This is a genomic window from Pseudomonas sp. MYb118, from assembly GCF_040947875.1.
In the GTDB taxonomy this organism is placed as follows: domain Bacteria; phylum Pseudomonadota; class Gammaproteobacteria; order Pseudomonadales; family Pseudomonadaceae; genus Aquipseudomonas.
The window spans coordinates 3185025-3204044 of sequence record NZ_JBFRXN010000002.1 but is presented as its reverse complement, the minus strand read 5'-3'; the positions used below and the strand labels follow the sequence as shown (position 1 = coordinate 3204044).

Genomic DNA, 19020 nt, shown 5'->3' with positions numbered 1-19020 from the left:
GCAGATCCGGCACTTTCCCACACAGCGATCATACTTAATCCTCAAATTCCCGATCGAGGTCACGATGAATCTGCACTTCGAAGAACACACCGGCACCGACGGCGCACGCCTGGGCATCGCCAGCCTGGACGCCGAGAAATCCCTGAATGCCTTGAGCCTGCCGATGATCAACGCCCTGCGCGACCAGATGGACGCCTGGGCCAAGGACCCGCAGATCGTCTGCGTGCTGTTGCGTGGCAACGGCGCCAAGGCCTTTTGTGCCGGCGGTGAAGTGCGCAGCCTGGTGGAAGCCTGTCGCGCCCACCCCGGTGAGGTGCCGCCCCTGGCTGCGCACTTCTTCGCGGCGGAATATCGCCTGGACTACAACCTGCACACCTACCCCAAACCCTTGATCTGCTGGGGCCATGGTTACGTGCTAGGTGGGGGCATGGGCCTGCTGCAAGGCGCGAGCATTCGCATCGTCACGCCGAGCAGTCGCCTGGCGATGCCGGAAATCAGTATCGGCCTGTACCCGGACGTCGGCGCCAGTTGGTTCCTGTCGCGCCTGCCCGGCAAGCTCGGGCTGTTCCTCGGCCTGACCGGCGCGCACATGAACGGCCGGGACGCGATCGACCTGGGGCTGGCCGACCGCTTTCTGCTCGATGAACAGCAACCGGCGCTGATCGAAGGCCTGCTGCAATTGAACTGGCAGGAACAGACGGCGATGCAGCTCAACAGCCTGCTCAAGGCCTTGCAACAGGAAGCCGCCGCGCAACTGCCCGACGCCCAGTGGCTGCCGCGTCGCCCGCAGATTGATGAGCTTCTGGATGTCAGCGATGTGCGTTGCGCCTGGAAGGCCATCAGCCAGCAGCGCGACAGCAGCGACCTGCTGCTCAGCCGCGCCGCCCGGACCATGACCGAAGGTTCGCCCCTGACCGCGCACCTGGTGTGGGAACAGATCATCCGCGCCCGCCACCTGTCACTGGCCCAGGTTTTCCAGATGGAATACACCTTGAGTTTGAACTGCTGCCGTCATCCGGAATTCAGCGAAGGGGTGCGCGCGCGGCTGATCGACAAGGATCAGAAGCCGCATTGGCATTGGTCGGATATCAATACGGTGCCGGAGGCGGTGGTGGAAGCGCATTTCCACAAGGTCTGGGAGGGGCGGCATCCGCTGGCGGATTTGCAGGATCACTGATAACGAATGTGGGAGCGGGCTTGCTCGCGAAAGCGGCGTTTCAGTCAGCATCTTTGCCGATTGGTACACCGCTTTCGCGAGCAAGCCCGCTCCCACATGAGGATTACATTGGCCCGAAATTACCGATGCCCACCTCGCCCACCATGATCGCCGCGACCGTCGCCGCGCCCACCTCGATGGCTGTCGCGTCCCCCGCCCCGGTAGTCGTTGTTCCACCCGCCCCTGTTGCGGTTGTCCCAACCGCTGCGGCTATGGTTGTCCCAGCCGCGGCTCTGGTGCGCGCGGTAATCGTATCGTGGGGAAGGCTGGTAGTAACGCGGGGCCGGTTGATAGACCCGCGGTTGAACGTAGTAGCGCGGCGTTGGCTGGTAATACCGCGCGGGCGGTGAGTAGTAGCGGCGCGGCGCCGTGTAGTAACCGCCATTGGAGTAATAAGCCCCGCCACCGGAGTAATACGGCGCCGGGGATGAATACACCTCGGAGCTGTAGTAGCTGCCCCCATCGGCATAGGGCACGCAAGCACCTACAGACAAACCAAGCACAGCGATGAGAAGTAGTCGGCGATACATAGCGGCCTCCTGGACCGCGAGTGAGCCACACCAGCGACGCTGGCGAGCGACAGTCGATTCTTTCTGGGACTGTCGAAAGATCAGACATCGAATTCGAAATCTGGTGCGTCACTGCAACAAGTTGAAACATCTCGCCGATGAAAGGTTTTTCATCTATTCACGCTTTGATTAATGGTGCCACCCTCGGTATCCACCGCCGTAATAACGCGGGCCGTGGCCGCCCCAATAGTAGTAGCGATAGCCCCCATAAAAGCGCGGACCATAGTAATAACGGGGGCCGTAGTAGTAAGAATAAGGCGCGTAGCCTGGGGTGTAGTAAGGCGAGGAATACACGTCGTAGGAGCCGGCGTAGTAGTAGCAGCCGGACAGCCCGACGCCGAGCACGACACCCAGCAACAGTCGACGAAACATGGCGGCCTCCTGAAAGACCAGCAGCCGACACAGGACCGGCTGACATCTGTTTTGACTGGCTTTCAGGACGCGAGTGCCGCACCCCTGCCGGGCTTCGGATCAGCGGCCAGCAATGCTGCATCGCGGTGCACGGCCGCACCATCTCGACGCAGGCAACCACCCACCTCCCCCGCACCGACGCAGGCAATGGCCCGAACCGCAAGGCCTGCAACAACTTGGCACGCCTCTCGCTTTAGCAAAGCCGTGCAGGAGTCATCACAGGTTCGCGGCACCACAATTTGCAAATGGCCGACTAGGGTTCCGGCTCGTTGATACGAGTGGCTGGTCCGAGAGTTGGCGACCTCCAGTTGAGGTTACACGGCGGGACAAAAGCCCGGGAGACAAGCCACCGTTCACGGTGCCGCTGCCGTCCTGTCCGCCCAAGATCAACTGGAGAACCACCATGCCCCAGCTTCGTTTACCCGCCCTGCTTGCCGCCGCCTTCGCCGCCGTCGTGAGCTTTTCGGCGCAAGCCGCCCAGAAAGACCATTTCAGCGTGTGCTGGACCATCTACGCCGGCTGGATGCCATGGGAGTACGCCGGCAGCCAGGGCATCGTCGACAAATGGGCGAAGAAGTACGGCATCAAGATCGACGTGGTACAGCTCAACGACTACGTTGAGTCGATCAACCAGTACACCGCCGGCCAGTTCGATGGCTGCACCATGACCAACATGGACGCGCTGACCATTCCCGCCGCCGGTGGCGTGGACAGCACCGCGCTGATCGTCAGCGATTTCTCCAACGGCAACGACGGCGTTGTGCTCAAGGGTGAAGGCAAGAAGGTCAGCGACCTAAAGGGCATGGACGTCAACCTGGTGGAACTGTCGGTGTCCCACTACCTGCTGGCCCGCGCGCTGGACTCGGTGGACCTCACCGAGAAAGACCTGAAAGTGGTCAACACCTCCGACGCCGACATCTCCGCCGCGTTCAACACCGAGCAGGTCAATGCCGTGACCACCTGGAACCCGATGCTTTCGGACATCAAGGCCAAGCCCGGCGTGACCGAAGTGTTCAACTCCAGCCAGATCCCCGGCGAAATCATGGACATGATGGTGGTCAACAGCGCCACCCTCAAGGACAACCCGGCCCTGGGCAAGGCCCTGACCGGCGCCTGGTTCGAAGTGGTCGAGTTGATGAACGCGAAGAACGCCGCCAGCAAGGCCGCGCTCGAACACATGGCCAAGGCTTCGGGTACCGACCTCGCAGGCTTCCAGGCGCAACTGGACACCACCAAGCTGTTCGCCACCCCGCAGGAAGCCCTGGCCTTCGCCACCAGTAAACAGCTGCCGGAAACCATGCGCCGGGTCGCCGAGTTCTCCTTCCAGCACGGCTTGCTGGGTGAAGGCGCCAAGGACACCAGCGCGGTCGGCATGGCCTTCGCCAACGGCGTGACCAGCGGCGACACCGGCAATCTCAAGCTGCGCTTCGACCCCAGCTACGTGCAAATGGCCGCCGACGCCAAGCTGTAAGAAGAGGACCTGGCCATGCGCCTGATCAATCGTCACCCGGATCGCGCCAGTCGCCTGTTGCTGGTGATCCTGCCGTTCGCCCTGGTGCTGTTCGCCTACTTCATGGGCTCGGCCGAACGGCTGACGGAAAACCCCAACGACAAGCTGCTGCCCAGCGCCGTGCAAATGGCCGATGCGGTCAAGCGCCTGGCGTTCACGGCGGACACGCGCACCGGGGACTTCCTGCTGTGGCAGGACACCGCTTCGAGCCTGCAACGCCTGGCCATTGGCCTGGGCATCAGCGCGCTGGCCGGACTGTGCCTGGGCATCGCCGCCGGCACCCTGCCGCTGTTCGGTGCGCCGTTGTCGCCCCTGCTGACGGTGCTGTCGATGGTGCCGCCACTGGCGATCCTGCCGATTCTGTTCATCGTGTTTGGGCTGGGCGAATTGTCGAAAGTGATGCTGATCGTGATCGGCATCACCCCGGCCCTGGCGCGGGACCTGGAACAGCGGGCGCGGGAAATTCCCGTGGAGTTGCTGATCAAGGCTCAGACCCTCGGCGCCTCGACCTGGACGTTGATGCTGCGCGTGGTGCTGCCGCAATTGCTGCCGCGGCTGCTGATCTCGCTGCGGCTGATGCTCGGTTCGGCCTGGTTGTTCCTGATTGCGGCCGAGGCCATCGCTTCGACCGACGGCCTGGGCTACCGGATTTTTCTGGTGCGGCGTTACCTGGCGATGGACGTCATCCTGCCGTACGTGGTGTGGATCACCCTGCTCGCCTGGTTGATGGACTGGGGCCTCAAGCGCCTGACCCAACGTGCGTTTCCCTGGTATGAAGGAGCACGGGCATGAGCTTCATCAGCGTCAAGAACGTCTGGCAGCAATACGCCGACCAGGTGGTGCTCGAAGGCTTGAACCTGAACGTCAACGAGGGCGAATTCTGCACCCTGGTCGGCGCCTCCGGTTGCGGCAAATCGACCTTCCTGCGCCTGCTGCTAGGCCAGGAGCGCGCCAGTCGCGGCGAGATCCTGCTCGACGGCCAGGCCCTGGCCAGCGAACCGGACGCGAGCCGTGGCGTGGTGTTCCAGCGCTACTCGGTGTTCCCGCATTTATCGGTGCTGGACAACGTCGCCCTCGGCCTCGAACTGCCGCGCTCGCCGTTGCTCGGGCGGCTGTTTGGCCGGGCGAAAAAAGATGCACGCGAACAGGCTGCGGTGTTGCTGCACAAGGTCGGCCTGGGCCACGCGCTGGACAAGTACCCGGCGCAGCTTTCCGGCGGCATGCAGCAACGCCTGGCCATCGCCCAGGCGCTGATCATGAAACCCCGCGTGTTGCTGCTCGACGAACCGTTCGGCGCGCTCGACCCGGGCATCCGCAAGGACATGCACGCCCTGCTCCTGGAGCTGTGGCGCGAGACGCAGCTGACGGTGTTCATGGTCACCCACGACCTGTCCGAAGGCTTCAGCCTGGGCACACGCCTGCTGGTGTTCGACAAGGTTCGCCTCGACCCGCACGCCCCCGGCGCCTATGGCGCACGCATCACCTACGACATCCCTTTGAACAGCGACCGCCGCGCCCAACGCGCCGCCGTCGACGCCTTGCCGCCCGTACTGGCAGGCGCGCTTCGTACCGCTTGAGAGGAGTTTTCCCATGACTGATTCGACTCAACTGTTCCCACCGTTCGCCGAAGAAACCCTGCCCGGCGGCGGCCATCGCTCCTTCGTGCTCAAGCGCGGCCAACTGCTGCGCCTGACCGACCTGCGCGGCGGCGCCAACGTCAGCCTGACGCTGCTCAACGCCCATGAAAAAACCGAACGCCTGAACCTGCCCGACAGCCTCAAGTGCCAGCACACCGCCAAGCTCACCAGCGGCCACTGCCTGTATTCGGACATGGGCCGGGTGCTGGCGGCGATCACCGCCGACACCTGCGGCTGGAGCGACAGTTTCGGCGGCGTGCTGTGCGCTGAAGAAGTGGCGCACAAGTACGGCGCCGGTCGTTACCAGGAACTGCGCAACGGTTTCTTCCGCAACGGCACCGATAACCTGCTGGTGGAACTGGGCAAGTGGGGCCTGGGCCTGTCGGACCTGCTGATGACCCTCAACCTGTTCAGTCGCGTGGATGTCGATGAGGCCGGGCAGTTCCACTTCATCGAAGGCAACTCCAAGGCCGGCGACTACATCGAGCTGTACGCACCGATGGACACCCTGGTGGTGCTGACCGCGTTGCAGCACCCGATGGACCCGTCGCCGCAGTACGCGCCCAAACCGCTGAAGCTCAGCTGGATGAACGCCGACGCCAGCGTCGCCGAACACTGCCGCACCTCGCGCCCGGAAAACGAGCGCGGCTTCATCAACACCGACCGCCTGTTCGCCTGAGGATCGCTGCCATGTCACTCGCAATCGCCACTGCTGAAAAACTTGCGGAAACCGCGGTCTACCGCGCCACCATCCCGGCCGGCGAACCCTGGCTGATGGAGGTCAAGGCCGGCCAGACCCTGCGCATCCTCGACCTCGAAGGCAACCAGGCCGTCGACACGTTGTTCTACAGCGTGGCCAACCCCAAGGAACGCTACGACGTGCAGCGCACCCTGCGCCGGCAGAACAGCGTGTACCTGAGCACCGGCAGCGTGCTGTATTCCAACCTCGGCAAGCCGATGCTGACCATCGTCGCCGACACCTGTGGACGCCACGACACCCTGGGCGGCGCCTGCGCGCAAGAGAGCAACACCGTGCGCTATGCCCTGGAAAAACGCTACATGCACAGCTGCCGCGACAACTACCTGCGCGCCTGCGTCCACGACGGCCGCCTGGGCAAGGGCGACATCGGGCCGAACATCAACTTCTTCATGAACGTACCGGTCACCGCCGACGGCGGCCTGACCTTCGAAGACGGCATTTCGGCGCCGGGCAAGTACGTCGACCTGCGGGCCGAGATGGACGTGATCGTGCTGATCTCCAACTGCCCGCAACTCAACAACCCGTGCAACGCCTACAACCCGACGCCTGCGGAGCTTCTGGTATGGAACTGAAACTGATGCGCTTGCGGCGGTGGTTGTTTGCGCTGTGCCAGGCCAGATCGGGGCAGTGCCTCAAAAAATAAGCACTCCGCGCCCTTTCCCTCTGTGGGAGCGAGCCTGCTCGCGATGGAGTGTCAGCCAACATTTTTGTACCTGATACACCATCGCGAGCAGGCTCGCTCCCACAAAGAGCAGATTCAGGTGCTCATTGTGAGTTTCCCCGCCGAGGACGACCCCGGCGCTGATCGAAAAACTGCGGGACGGCCCGCAACCCAGGTCGAGGCTGATGTGCAATCGCCTCCGGGGGTTATGCCATGTTCGAAAAAGTCCTGATTGCCAACCGTGGCGCCATTGCCTGCCGCATCCTGCGCACCCTGCACGATTTGCACGTCGGTGGCGTGGCGGTGTATTCCGAAGCCGATGCCGCCAGCCTGCACATCCTGCAAGCCGATGAAGCCCACAGCCTGGGCGAAGGCGCGGCGGCCGGCACCTACCTGGCGGTGGACAAGATCCTCGCCATCGCCAAGGCCAGCGGCGCCACGGCGATCCACCCCGGCTACGGTTTCCTCTCGGAAAACGCCGCGTTCGCCGAGGCCTGCGAAGCGGCAGGCGTGGCCTTCATCGGCCCGACGCCAGAACAGTTGCGGGTATTCGGCCTAAAGCACACCGCCCGCGCCCTGGCCAAACAACACGGCGTGCCGATGCTCGAAGGCACCGAATTGCTCGACAGCCTCGACGCGGCGCTCAGTGCCGGTGAGCAGGTCGGTTACCCGGTGATGCTCAAGAGCACCGCCGGCGGTGGTGGCATCGGCATGCGCGTGTGCCGCAACGCCGCCGAGCTGAGCGAATCCTTCGACGCGGTGAAGCGCCTGGGCCAAAACAACTTCAGCGACGCCGGTGTGTTCATCGAGAAGTACATCCAGCGCGCCCGTCACCTGGAAGTGCAGGTGTTCGGCGACGGTCGCGGCGAGGTGATCGCCCTGGGCGTACGCGACTGTTCGGTGCAACGGCGCAACCAGAAAGTGCTCGAGGAAACCCCGGCGCCGAACCTGCCCGAAGGCATGGCCGACGAGCTGTGCGCGGCGGCGATCAAACTGGCCAAGGCGGTCAATTACCGCAGCGCCGGTACCGTGGAGTTCGTCTTCGACAGCGAAGGCCAGCGCTTCTACTTCCTGGAAGTGAACACCCGCCTACAAGTGGAGCACGGAGTCACCGAGCAGGTATGGGGCGTGGACCTGGTGCGCTGGATGGTCGAGCTGGCGGCCGGTGACCTGCTGCCACTGAGCGTGCTGAGCCAGGGCTTGAAAGCCTGCGGCCATGCGATCCAGGCACGCCTGTACGCCGAAGATCCGGGGCGCGATTTCCAGCCGAGCCCAGGCCTGCTCACGGCCGTCGATTTTCCTGCGGCCGATGGCCAACGGTTGCGCATCGACACCTGGGTCGAGGCCGGTTGCGAGATCCCGCCCTACTTCGACCCGATGATCGCCAAGGTCATCTGCTGGGCGCCGACCCGCGAGCAAGCCCGGGCCGACCTGCACCAGGCACTCGGTGACAGCGTGTTGTACGGCGTGGAAACCAACCGCGACTACCTGCGCCAGATTGTGCTCGATACGCCGTTCGCCAGCGGCCAGCCGTGGACCCGTTGCCTGGAGCATCTGGTCTATCAGGCCAACACCTTCGAAGTGCTCAGCGCCGGCACCCAGACCAGCATTCAGGACTACCCCGGCCGCCTCGGTTACTGGGCCGTGGGCGTGCCGCCGTCGGGGCCGATGGACAGCCGTGCGCTGCGCCTGGGCAACCGTTTGCTGGGCAATGAAGAAGGCGCCGCCGCGCTGGAAATCACCATGAGCGGGCCGCTGCTGCGCTTCAATTGCGAGGCCGTGGTGGCGGTGACCGGCGCTCGGATCCCGTTGACGCTCGACGGCGAAGCGGTGGCGATGAACCGCGCCCTGCTGATCCCGGCAGGCGCTACCTTGAGCCTGGGCACCATTGCCGGCGCCGGCGCGCGCAGCTACCTGTGCCTGCGCGGTGGCCTGCAAGTGCCGGACTACCTGGGCAGCAAAAGCACCTTTACCCTCGGCCAGTTCGGCGGCCACGGCGGGCGGGCCCTGCGCGCCGGCGATGTGTTGCACGTGCCGGGCCTGAATGATCGCAACTCCGGGCAACAGCTGCCTGAAGAACAGCTCGGCGACTTGCCGGCCGTGCGGCAGATCCGGGTGATCTATGGCCCCCACGGCGCGCCCGAGTACTTCACCGAAAATTACATCGGCACCTTCTTCGACACCCAGTGGGAAGTGCATTTCAACTCCAGCCGCACCGGCGTGCGCCTGATCGGGCCGAAGCCGGAGTGGGTGCGCGCCGACGGCGGCGAAGCGGGCCTGCATCCTTCGAATATCCACGACAACCCGTACGCGATTGGCGCGGTGGATTTCACCGGCGACATGCCGGTGATCCTCGGCCCCGATGGGCCGAGCCTGGGTGGCTTCGTGTGCCCGGTGACGGTGATCGAGGCGGACCTCTGGCAGTTGGGGCAACTCAAGGCGGGGGACAAGGTGCAGTTTTTGCCGGTGGATCTGGCCACCGCCCGCACCCTGGCCCTGAACTGGAACACCACCTGTAGGAGCGAGCTTGCTCGCGATGGCGGTGTGTCAGTTAACACATCTTTGCCTGTTGCACCGCAATCGCGAGCAGGCTCGCTCCCACAGGTTGGTGGTTCACAGAAGAAGATTGAGTCGCCCGTGGTGTTGGACATCGGCCAAGCCGACACCCGCCTCGTCGCACGCCTGTCCGGTGACACCCACCTGCTGCTGGAAATCGGCGCCCCCGAGCTCGACCTGGTCCTGCGCTTTCGCGCCCACGCCTTGATGCAGGCGCTGGAAAGCAAACACCTGCACGGCGTGATCGACCTGACGCCGGGCATCCGTTCGCTGCAGGTGCACTACCAGCCTGAACAACTGCCGCTGGCCGACCTGCTGGGCATCGTCGCCGGTGAGTGGGACGCGGTGTGCGCTGCCAAAGACCTGCAAGTGCCGTCGCGCATCGTCCACCTGCCGCTGTCCTGGGATGACCCGGCCTGCCAGTTGGCGATCGAGAAATACATGACCACCGTGCGCAAGGACGCCCCCTGGTGCCCGAGCAACCTGGAGTTCATCCGCCGCATCAACGACCTGCCCAACCTCGATGAAGTGCAACGCACCGTGTTCGACGCCAGCTACCTGGTGATGGGCCTGGGCGACGTGTACCTCGGTGCGCCGGTGGCCACCCCGCTGGACCCGCGCCATCGCCTGGTAACCACCAAATACAACCCGGCCCGCACCTGGACCGCAGAGAACTCGGTGGGCATCGGTGGCGCCTACATGTGCGTGTACGGCATGGAAGGCCCCGGCGGTTATCAGTTCGTCGGTCGCACCCTGCAGATGTGGAACCGCTACCGCGACGTCGCCGCATTCGATGGCAAGCCGTGGCTGTTGCGCTTCTTCGACCAGATCCGCTTCTACCCGGTGAGCGCCGACGAACTGCTGCGCATCCGTCGCGATTTCCCCCTTGGGCGTTTCGACCTGAACATCGAACATAGCCAGTTGAACCTCGCCGAATACCAGGCCTTCCTCGCCCGGGAAGCCGAGACCATCGGCGCCTTCCGTGCCCAGCAACAAGGCGCGTTCAACGCCGAACGCGAACGCTGGATCGCCAGCGGCCAGGCGCATTTCGAGAGTGACGAAGCGCTGGTCGAAGCCAGCGAAGAAGCACCGCTGGCCACTGGCGAAATGAGCGTCGACAGCCACATCGCCGGCAACCTCTGGCAAGTCCAGGTGCAGCCCGGCAGCCGCGTCGCCGCCGGCGATGTGCTGGTGATCCTGGAGTCGATGAAGATGGAAATTCCATTGCTCGCACCGACGGCTGGCGTGGTGCGCGAGATCCGCGTGCAACCGGGTTCGGCGGTGCGCGCCGGACAGCGTGTCGTGGTGCTGGCACTCGACTGAACCCATTTGATAAGGACCGACTTCATGAACATCGACCTGCACCTCGACACCCTGCGCGCAGCCTACCGCGACGGCACCACCACACCGCGCAAACTGCTGCTGGCGCTGCGGGAAAAAGCCGCCGCGCTGAACCCGGACTACCACCTGTTCATCCACCTGCTCAGCGTGCAGGAACTGGAACCGTACCTCGCCGCACTCGACGGTCGCGACCTCGACAGCCTGCCGCTGTATGGCGTGCCGTTCGCGATCAAGGACAACATCGACCTGGCAGGCATCCCGACCACGGCAGCCTGCCCGGCGTTCGCCTACGTGCCGGCACAATCGGCGACCATCGTCGAGCAACTGCTGGCGCTGGGGGCGATCCCACTGGGCAAGACCAACCTCGACCAGTTCGCCACCGGCCTCAACGGTAGTCGCTCGCCGTATGGCGCGTGCCCCAATAGCGTGTTGCCGGAGTACCCGTCGGGTGGCTCCAGCGCCGGCTCATCGCTGGCGGTGGCGCTGGGTGTCGCCAGCTTCGCGCTGGGCACCGACACCGCCGGCTCCGGGCGCGTGCCCGCCGCGCTGAACAACCTGGTGGGCATGAAAGCCAGCAAAGGCCTGATCTCCACTGCTGGCGTGCTGCCGGCCTGCCGCACGCTGGACTGCGTGACCACCTTCACCGCCACCGCCCGCGAGGCCAGCCAGTTGCTGGCGCTGACCGCGCACTTCGACCCGCGCGACGAGTACAGCCGCCGCAACCCGATGTGGAACGACGGCTCGGCGTTCGGCACACCGCGGCCGTTCCGCTTTGGCGTACCCCGCACGCAGGACCTGGAGTTCTTCGGTTGCAGCGAAGGGTCGGGGCTGCTCGCCCAGGCGGTCGCTCGGCTCAAGGCCCTGGGAGGTGAGGCGGTCGAGTTGGACATGTCGCCGTTTTTCGAGGCGGCGCGCCTGCTCTATGAGGGCCCCTGGGTGGCCGAACGCTACAGCGTCGCGGGCGAGTTGATGGAGCACAATCCGCAAGCGGTGCTGCCGGTGATCCAGGCGGTGCTGGCCAAGGCCCCGGCCGTCAGCGGCGTGCAAACCTTCCGCGCGCAGTATCGGCTGCAAGCGCTCAAGGCCCTGTGCGACCAGGCGATGGAAGGACTCGATTGCGTGGTCACCCCGACCATCGGCCGGCCTGTCACTCTGGCTGAACTGGAAGCCGAGCCGGTCCTGCGCAACTCGGAACTGGGCTACTACACCAACTTCATGAACCTGCTCGACTACGCCGCCGTCGCGGTGCCCAGCGGTTTCATGGGCAACGGCTTGCCGTGGGGCGTGACCCTGTTTGGCCGGGCGTTCACCGATCAGTATCTGCTCAGCGTGGCCGATGCGTTCCAGCAGCCAGCGTCGACACCTACCACCGTCGCCCGCCATGATCGCGCGCGGTTGGTGGTTTGCGGTGCGCACCTGGATGGGCTGGCGTTGAACTGGCAACTCAAGCGGCGCGGCGCGACGCTGGTTGAAACCACCTCCAGCTCGCCCGACTACCAGTTGTATGCCCTGGCCGGCGGCCCGCCGTTTCGCCCGGGCATGGTGCGGGTCAAGGACGGCGGCGTGGCGATTGCCGTGGAGGTCTGGGAGCTGCCGAGCAGCGAGTTGGGCTCGTTCCTTACCGGCATTCCGGCACCGCTGGGGTTGGGCAAGGTGCAGTTGGCCGATGGCCGCTGGGAGAGCGGGTTTATCTGCGAGCAGTATGGCTTGGAGGGGGCGGTGAACATCAGCCATCTGGGGGGGTGGCGGGCTTATCTGGCTGAGCGGGCCTGATCTTAAATTGCGGTGATTGATCTGCCGTCATCGCGAGCAAGCTCGCTCCTACAAGGGTTAGCGTCGACCTGTAGGAGCGAGCTTGCTCGCGATAGCATTACAACAGCCCCCCCCGTCCTGATTCCCACCAATTCACCCTGCAAATCGCGCAGTTATTTCCGCGCAGTGCCACTAGAATGCTCCCACGGGTCACTGCCAACGGAATCGCCATGCCGCTTCACACGCCGCTGTATTCGCAACGTTCGCTGGTTTTCACGCTGGTTGTATTGCTGGGCGCCGGCTTCCTGGCCACCTCGCTGCTGAGCTACTACGCCTCACGCGACTCGATCCGCGACAGCATCGTCAACACCGAGCTGCCGCTGACCTCGGACACCGTGTACTCGGAAATCCAGAAAGACCTGGTCCGCCCGATCCTGATTTCCTCGATGATGGCCCGTGACACCTTCATGCGTGACTGGGTGGTGGGCGGCGAGCAGAACCCCGAGCAGATGACCCGCTACCTCAACGAGGTCATGACCCACTACGGCGCCTACACGGCGTTTTTCGTCTCCAACGAAACGCTGACCTACTACCACGCCAAGGGTGTGCTCAAGCAGGTGCGGGTCGATGAGCCCCGCGACACCTGGTATTTCCGCGTGCGCGACATGGCCGACACCTACGAAATCAACGTTGACCCGGACCTGGCCAACCGCGACAACCTGACCTTCTTCATCAACTACAAAGTCTACGACTACGACAACCGCTTCATCGGCGCGGCGGGCGTGGGCCTGACCGTCGATGCGGTGATCAAGCTGATCGACAAGTACCAGCAGCGCTACCAGCGCAGCGTGTTTTTCGTCGACAACTTCGGCCGCCTGGTGCTGACCGGCGCCGACGGTGGCCCGCAAGGCGCGCACATCGGCCAGACCCTGCGAGAGCTGGACAGCATGAAAGGCCTGGTCAGCCAGCTGCCCAACCCGCACAGCGGCAGCTACGAATATTCCGGCCAGGGCCAGGGACATTTCCTCAACGTGCGTTACATCCCGGAGCTCAACTGGTACCTGTTCGTCGACAAGCGCGAAGACGGCGCCTTGAGTGACATCCGCAAATCGTTATACCTCAACCTGCTGATCTGCCTGGTGGTCACGCTGATCGTGCTCTTCCTGCTCAACCGGGTGATCGGTCGCTACCAGGGCAAGATCCAGACCCAGGCCACGCTCGACAGCCTGACCGAATTGCCCAACCGCCGCGGCTTCGACCTGCTGGCGGCGCAGGCCCTGCACGAAGCCCATCGCGAACCGCAACCGCTGACCGCGATGCTGCTCGACCTGGACCACTTCAAGGCCTTGAACGACACCTATGGCCACCTGGCCGGTGACCAGGTGCTGGCCGGTTTTGCCCGGGACCTGCAAAGCTGCCTGCGCCACGCCGACATCGTCTGCCGCTGGGGCGGTGAAGAGTTCATCGTGCTGCTCAAGGACACCGACGGTGAGACCGGTCTGAAAATCGCCGAGAAAATTCGCCAGCATGTCGAACAGCAGCGTTATGCCTACAACGGTCATGCCCTGCAATTGACCGTCAGCATCGGCCTGAGTACCTTGCAACCGGATGAAACCTTGCACACCCTGATCTCCAGGGCCGATCATGCGATGTACCGGGCCAAGCAATCGGGCCGCAACCGTACTTGCGCAGAAATGCCTCACACCAGCTATGCATAGTCCTACATGAACAAACCTGATTTCTGCCCGGCCTGCGGCGCCGCCAACGACTGCACCCTGGCCGACCCGCGCACCGCCGACCGGCCCTGCTGGTGTTATGGCGTGAGCATCGACCCGGCGGTGCTCGAAGCGCTGCCAGCGGAGTTGCGCGACGCCTCCTGCCTGTGCCCGCGCTGTGCGCAGGTCGAAGCCCAGTTGTAAGCAGTTGCCCGGCCGATCACGTAAGATGCGCGGCCCTTTGATGTCGAATTCCCGTCATGCGCGTTGACCGTTTCCTCAGCAACCTTCCACGCTTCAACCGCAAGCAGGTGCGCCTGTTGCTGGTGGAAAAACGCGTGCGCATCGACGGATCGATCGTCAGCGACCCGCACGCCGAGGTACTGGAATTCAGCCGTGTCGAGGTCGATGACGAGGTGCTGCAGATCGGCAAGCCGGCGCGCTACTTCATGCTGCACAAACCCGCCGGCTGCGTGAGCGCCACCCGCGACCCACAGCACCCGACCGTACTCGACCTGATTCAGGAGCCGAACAAGCACGACCTGCACATCGCCGGGCGCCTGGACTTCAACACCACGGGCCTGATGATCATCACCAACGACGGCAATTGGTCACGGCGCCTGACCCAGCCGCAAACCAAATTGCCCAAGGTCTACTACGTCGAGACCGAGCAGGTGATCGGCGCCGAATACGCGCTGAAATTCACCGAAGGCCTGTACTTTGCCTTCGAAGACCTGACCACCCAGCCGGCACACCTGGAGCTGCTGGGCGAGCGGTCCGCGCGCCTAAGCATCGTCGAAGGCCGCTACCATCAGGTCAAGCGCATGTTCGGCCACTTCGACAACAAGGTCCTGCGCCTGCACCGCGAATCCATGGGCCCGCTGCTGCTCGATCCTGCGCTAAAACCGGGCGAGTACCGCGCCTTGCGCACCGAAGAGATTCAATTGATCTAAGCAGACGACCGCTCAGCAGATGTTGTCGAACAATTTACCAACGGCACTTGCGCGATCCAGGGTCCCCTGCTTGAATCAGGACGTCGGCCGAAATGTGACCGATGAGTCACCACATACCTCTAAGAAACTTTTTGTCGGTTAGAGAGCCCCAAGGCTCCGCCTCAGACCGGCAGACTGCCCGCCAATAACAACACCCGTCGACCGGACTGCAATGGATCGACATGGGCCCGCAAAATTCCAGGCATATGCCTACCTGTCACAAAGCTCGTGCAATCTCTTTTGCGCGCATACCCGCTTGCCAGGAGTCTTATGACATGAGGCCAGAAATCGCTGTGCTGGATATACAGGGTCAGTATCGGGTTTACACGGAGTTCTATCGCGCAGACGCCGCAGAAAAGACCATTATTCTGGTCAACGGCTCGATGGCCACGACTGCGTCGTTTGCACAGACCGTGAAAAACCTGCATCCGCAATTCAACGTGGTGTGCTACGACCAGCCCTACGCGGGCAAGTCAAAAGCCCACAACCTTCACGAGAAAATGCTGACCAAGGAGATCGAAGGGCAGATCCTCCTGGAGTTGATCGACCACTTCGCCGCCGAACACGTACTGTCGTTTTCCTGGGGCGGCGCCGCGACCCTGACCGCGTTGTCACAACGGCCACGGCGCATCGAAAAAGCCGTGATCAGCTCGTTCTCCCCGGTGATCAATGCGCACATGCTCGACTACCTCGAGCGCGGCGTAGAACACCTGAGCAACTGCGACCGCGACCGCGTCGGCAACCTGGTGAACGACACCATCGGCAAGCACTTGCCGTCGCTGTTCAAGCGCTTCAACTACCGGCACGTCAGCTCCCTGGCCGAGCACGAGTACGGGCAGATGCACTTCCACATCAACGACGTGCTGCACAACGACCGGCAGTGCTACTTCAATGCGGCGAAAAAAATCGACGTGCCGGTGCTGTTCATCAACGGCGAGTGGGACGAGTACACCTCGGTGGACGATGCACGGCTGTTCGGCAATCACGTGCAACACGCCACGTTCAGCACGGTGGAAGCGACCGGCCACTTCCTCGACATGGAACACAAGGCCGCCTGCCGCGACAGTCGCAATGCGCTGCTGGGTTTCCTGAAACCTTCGCCCCAGGCCAGCCGCCCGCGTTACCACTTCGTCCAGGAGCGCCATGCATTTGCCATCTGAACCCGCGCCATCGCGAGCAGCTCTGCTCATGTAGGAGCGAGCTCGCTCGCGATAGCCGCGACTCGGTTAACCTGACGTACAAGACAAAAGAAAAACTTCATTTCCGGGCGCACATCTGGTACAAAGTCACCCGCTCTGAGCGGGTATAGTTTAGTGGCAAAACGAAAGCTTCCCAAGCTTTAGTTGAGGGTTCGATTCCCTCTACCCGCTCCACTCAGATCAGGTTCCCACGTTGTTTTGACGGGGGATGCAAATCAAGAAAACCGGCACCGATGGCCGGTTTTTTTGTGCCTGCGATTTGCCTCAAACACCTTTGCTTAAGCACGCCCTTCAAACACTTCATGAAAGCTACAACACCCAGCGTCGTTGCCTACGGAAAGCTAAGAATTCGCCGGCTTGTGCGTGGTTGGAGTGAGTTTTATCGTTTGTCGGTCACTGGAAAAACAGTGATCGGGTTCCGTAGCCGTCTCTCACACGACTCATCGCGAGGTTTTTGAGCGCGCCATTAATGTCCCAAAACATCCCTGCTGAAATTGGCTAAAATTTGAACAAATGTCAGAAACCATGATAAGTTTCTGACATTGCATCAACCCCCACAGCGGTGCCGTCATGTCGAAACTTCCTGAAGTTATTTACCAGCGCAGCCAGTCCTTGCCCGAAGGTGAACTCTTGTCGCCCAGAGAATTTCTGAGCCTCGGCAGTCGAGCCGCTGTCGACCAAGCTTTCTCGCGCCTGGCGAAGTCGGGGAAGTTGATACGTATCTGCCGCGGCATGTACGTGGCGCCGGTGAAGAGCCGGTTCGGAACCCGTGCGCCAGAGCCGGAAAAAGTTGTTCAAGCTCTCGCTGAAAAAACCAGCGAAACGGTGACGTCGAGTGGGGCACAGGCTGCAAACAACCTCGGGCTGACGCAGCAGGTGCCCGTGCGCCAAGTGTTTCTCACCAGTGGTCGTGCCCGCACATTGAGAATTGGCAAGGCAGAGATTCAGATCAAACATGCGCCTAAGTGGATGGTTGCACCATCAGCCGCTGGTGAGGCCATTCGCGCTCTGGCTTGGCTCGGCGAGTCACAATCGAGCAGCTTGATCCAGGCATTGCATCGGCGGCTTTGCGAACATGAGTGGTCGCGGTTGATGAGCCTTCGAGCCGTTCTACCCTCCTGGATGGGGGCGATGATTGGGAAGGTGACTCTTATTGCCTGATTATTTCTTCTCGCTGTCCTCAGCTGACCAGAGGGAAGTCATTCTCCAGGCAGCCTCCGACCTTGGCCGCCCTGCGTACCTGTTGGAAAAAGACCTGTGGGTGGTGTGGACCTTGGGAAAAATCTTCTCAGATCCCGTGGGCGATCATCTGACGTTCAAGGGTGGCACCTCACTTTCCAAGGTGTACCGCCTGATTGATCGGTTTTCGGAAGACATTGATCTGACCTACGACATTCGCCAGCTTTTGCCCGAGGCGCAAAGCGAGATTCCCCCCAGTGGTAGTCAAGCCAGAAAGTGGAGCAGCAAGGCCCGCGATCTTCTCCCAGGCTGGATAGAACAGTCGGTTTTTCCGACTCTGGCCGATGCGCTGGCGGCGGAGGCGCCGGGGGCAGAACTTGTTCAGGATGGGGACAAACTGTACTTGCACTACCCTGCGAAAACACCGGTCCATGATTACGTGACGCCCAGGGTCATGCTGGAGTTCGGCGCCCGATCGACAGGGGAGCCGCACCGCCGCAATCATGTTGTGTGCGACATGGTTCACGCACATCTGGAAGGCATCATCTTTCCTGAGGCAAACCCCATTGTGATGGATGTAGCGCGTACGTTCTGGGAGAAAGCGACAGCGGCGCATGTGTACTGCGTCCAGGAGCGCCTGAAGAGCGAGCGATTTGCCAGGCATTGGCATGACCTGAACGCCATCGTGCAAAACCACGAGTTCAAGCAAGTTATTTCACGGCGAGACATTGCCGCACGCGTCGCAGAGCATAAGTCCTGCTTCTTTGTAGAGAAGGCTGCAGATGGCACCACCATCGACTACCGGCATGCAGTGGGCGGCAATCTTCGCCTGGTGCCAGTTGGAAAAGCTCGCGATAACCTGGCGAAGGACTACGACAAGATGCTCGAAGGTGGAATGTTCGACAGTCCGCCTCCGGCGTTCGATAACCTGATGACTGCATGTGAAGAACTCGAGACTCTCCTGAACGCAGCGGCTACCTGACACACCTGCGTAATTTTCCTCCACCCGAACCACTCAGACCACGTTCCAAACGTCGGTATGACGGGGGATGCAAGTCAAGAATCCGGCCCTAATGGCCGGTTTTTTTGTACCCGGGATTTGCCTCAAACACTTCTGTTTAAGCACGCCCTCCAGACACCTCGTGAAAGCTACAACACCTTGCGTCGTTGCCTACGGTTACGTGAGAATCCGCCGGCTTGTGCGTTTTTGGGGTGGGATTTATCGTTTTTCCGTCACTGACAAAACCAGTGATCGGGGTTTGGTAGACCCTCCGCATCGACGCATAGCGTCACCTGTTTCGGCCCTCCTCTGGGTCGTATTTTATGGTGGCCATGCGAAGGGCTCTTTCGGGGGCGCCGGCTCCGATGCCCGGTCTACCAACCTTCGTATGGCCACCACCCTCCGTTTGGTAGCGAGATGGTGATGGTCCCTTTCGAATAGCATCGGAGTTCCATCTATGCCCAAGCCAACACCCAATTCCAAAGAAATCAATTCCACCGCGCCCTCCCAAATCGCAGCTCA

The 19020-nt window shown here is 62.5% G+C and carries 16 protein-coding genes, 1 tRNA gene and 1 riboswitch; of the genes, 15 read left to right on the top strand and 2 right to left on the bottom strand.

The features are described 5' to 3' along the window. Positions 1–64: 64 nt before the first annotated feature. On the top strand, positions 65–1177 hold the full coding sequence (locus tag ABVN20_RS20450) for an enoyl-CoA hydratase/isomerase family protein (protein WP_368557503.1): 1113 nt from the start codon (positions 65–67) through the stop codon (positions 1175–1177). A 119-nt stretch (positions 1178–1296) separates the two neighbouring features. Here ABVN20_RS20450 and ABVN20_RS20445 read toward each other — a convergent pair whose 3' ends face one another. Continuing rightward, the gene (locus tag ABVN20_RS20445) at positions 1297–1746 is read right to left on the bottom strand and encodes a hypothetical protein (protein WP_368557502.1); all 450 of its coding nucleotides are present in this window, start codon (positions 1744–1746) and stop codon (positions 1297–1299) included. Positions 1747–1914: 168 nt separating this feature from the next. Next, a complete protein-coding gene (locus ABVN20_RS20440) occupies positions 1915–2157 on the bottom strand; it encodes a hypothetical protein (protein WP_368557501.1) in 243 nt (80 codons plus the stop codon). A 281-nt stretch (positions 2158–2438) separates the two neighbouring features. Then, positions 2439–2539, top strand: a riboswitch (guanidine-I (ykkC/yxkD leader). A 60-nt stretch (positions 2540–2599) separates the two neighbouring features. Here ABVN20_RS20440 and ABVN20_RS20435 point away from each other — a divergent pair. The 14 genes from ABVN20_RS20435 (at position 2600) to ABVN20_RS20370 (ending at position 18480) form a co-directional block, all read left to right on the top strand. Beyond that, on the top strand, positions 2600–3667 hold the full coding sequence (locus tag ABVN20_RS20435; protein ID WP_368557500.1) for a putative urea ABC transporter substrate-binding protein: 1068 nt from the start codon (positions 2600–2602) through the stop codon (positions 3665–3667). Positions 3668–3682: 15 nt separating this feature from the next. Next, positions 3683–4498 carry an ABC transporter permease gene (locus tag ABVN20_RS20430; protein WP_368557499.1) on the top strand — a complete coding sequence of 272 codons (816 nt, stop codon included), beginning with the start codon at positions 3683–3685 and terminating at the stop codon, positions 4496–4498. After that, positions 4495–5283: an ABC transporter ATP-binding protein gene (locus ABVN20_RS20425; RefSeq protein WP_368557498.1), complete on the top strand. Its 789-nt coding sequence runs from the start codon at positions 4495–4497 to the stop codon at positions 5281–5283. Before ABVN20_RS20430 ends, ABVN20_RS20425 begins: the two co-directional genes overlap by 4 nt. Before the next feature lie 13 nt (positions 5284–5296). Next, the gene (locus ABVN20_RS20420) at positions 5297–6022 is read left to right on the top strand and encodes an urea amidolyase associated protein UAAP1 (protein WP_368557496.1); all 726 of its coding nucleotides are present in this window, start codon (positions 5297–5299) and stop codon (positions 6020–6022) included. Between the two features lie 11 nt (positions 6023–6033). Then, a complete protein-coding gene (locus tag ABVN20_RS20415) occupies positions 6034–6675 on the top strand; it encodes an urea amidolyase associated protein UAAP2 (protein ID WP_368557495.1) in 642 nt (213 codons plus the stop codon). A gap of 302 nt (positions 6676–6977) precedes the next feature. Next, a complete protein-coding gene (gene uca, locus ABVN20_RS20410; protein WP_368557494.1) occupies positions 6978–10643 on the top strand; it encodes an urea carboxylase in 3666 nt (1221 codons plus the stop codon). Between the two features lie 24 nt (positions 10644–10667). Beyond that, entirely contained in the window at positions 10668–12434 is a 1767-nt protein-coding gene (gene atzF / locus ABVN20_RS20405) for an allophanate hydrolase (protein WP_368557493.1), read from the top strand. A gap of 209 nt (positions 12435–12643) precedes the next feature. Beyond that, a complete protein-coding gene (locus tag ABVN20_RS20400) occupies positions 12644–14131 on the top strand; it encodes a diguanylate cyclase (protein WP_368557492.1) in 1488 nt (495 codons plus the stop codon). Positions 14132–14137: 6 nt separating this feature from the next. Further along, positions 14138–14332, top strand: coding sequence for a cysteine-rich CWC family protein (locus tag ABVN20_RS20395; RefSeq protein ID WP_368557491.1), 195 nt, complete (start codon positions 14138–14140; stop codon positions 14330–14332). A 56-nt stretch (positions 14333–14388) separates the two neighbouring features. Continuing rightward, on the top strand, positions 14389–15081 hold the full coding sequence (locus ABVN20_RS20390) for a pseudouridine synthase (protein ID WP_368557490.1): 693 nt from the start codon (positions 14389–14391) through the stop codon (positions 15079–15081). A 314-nt stretch (positions 15082–15395) separates the two neighbouring features. After that, positions 15396–16280, top strand: a complete 885-nt coding sequence (locus tag ABVN20_RS20385) for an alpha/beta fold hydrolase (RefSeq protein ID WP_368557489.1) — start codon at positions 15396–15398, stop codon at positions 16278–16280. Positions 16281–16419: 139 nt separating this feature from the next. Next, a tRNA-Gly gene (locus ABVN20_RS20380) sits at positions 16420–16493 on the top strand. A 396-nt stretch (positions 16494–16889) separates the two neighbouring features. Further along, positions 16890–17480, top strand: coding sequence for a DUF6088 family protein (locus ABVN20_RS20375; RefSeq protein WP_368557488.1), 591 nt, complete (start codon positions 16890–16892; stop codon positions 17478–17480). Continuing rightward, on the top strand, positions 17473–18480 hold the full coding sequence (locus ABVN20_RS20370) for a nucleotidyl transferase AbiEii/AbiGii toxin family protein (RefSeq protein WP_368557487.1): 1008 nt from the start codon (positions 17473–17475) through the stop codon (positions 18478–18480). The genes ABVN20_RS20375 and ABVN20_RS20370 overlap by 8 nt, the downstream gene beginning before the upstream one ends. The last annotated feature ends 540 nt before the right edge of the window (positions 18481–19020 follow it).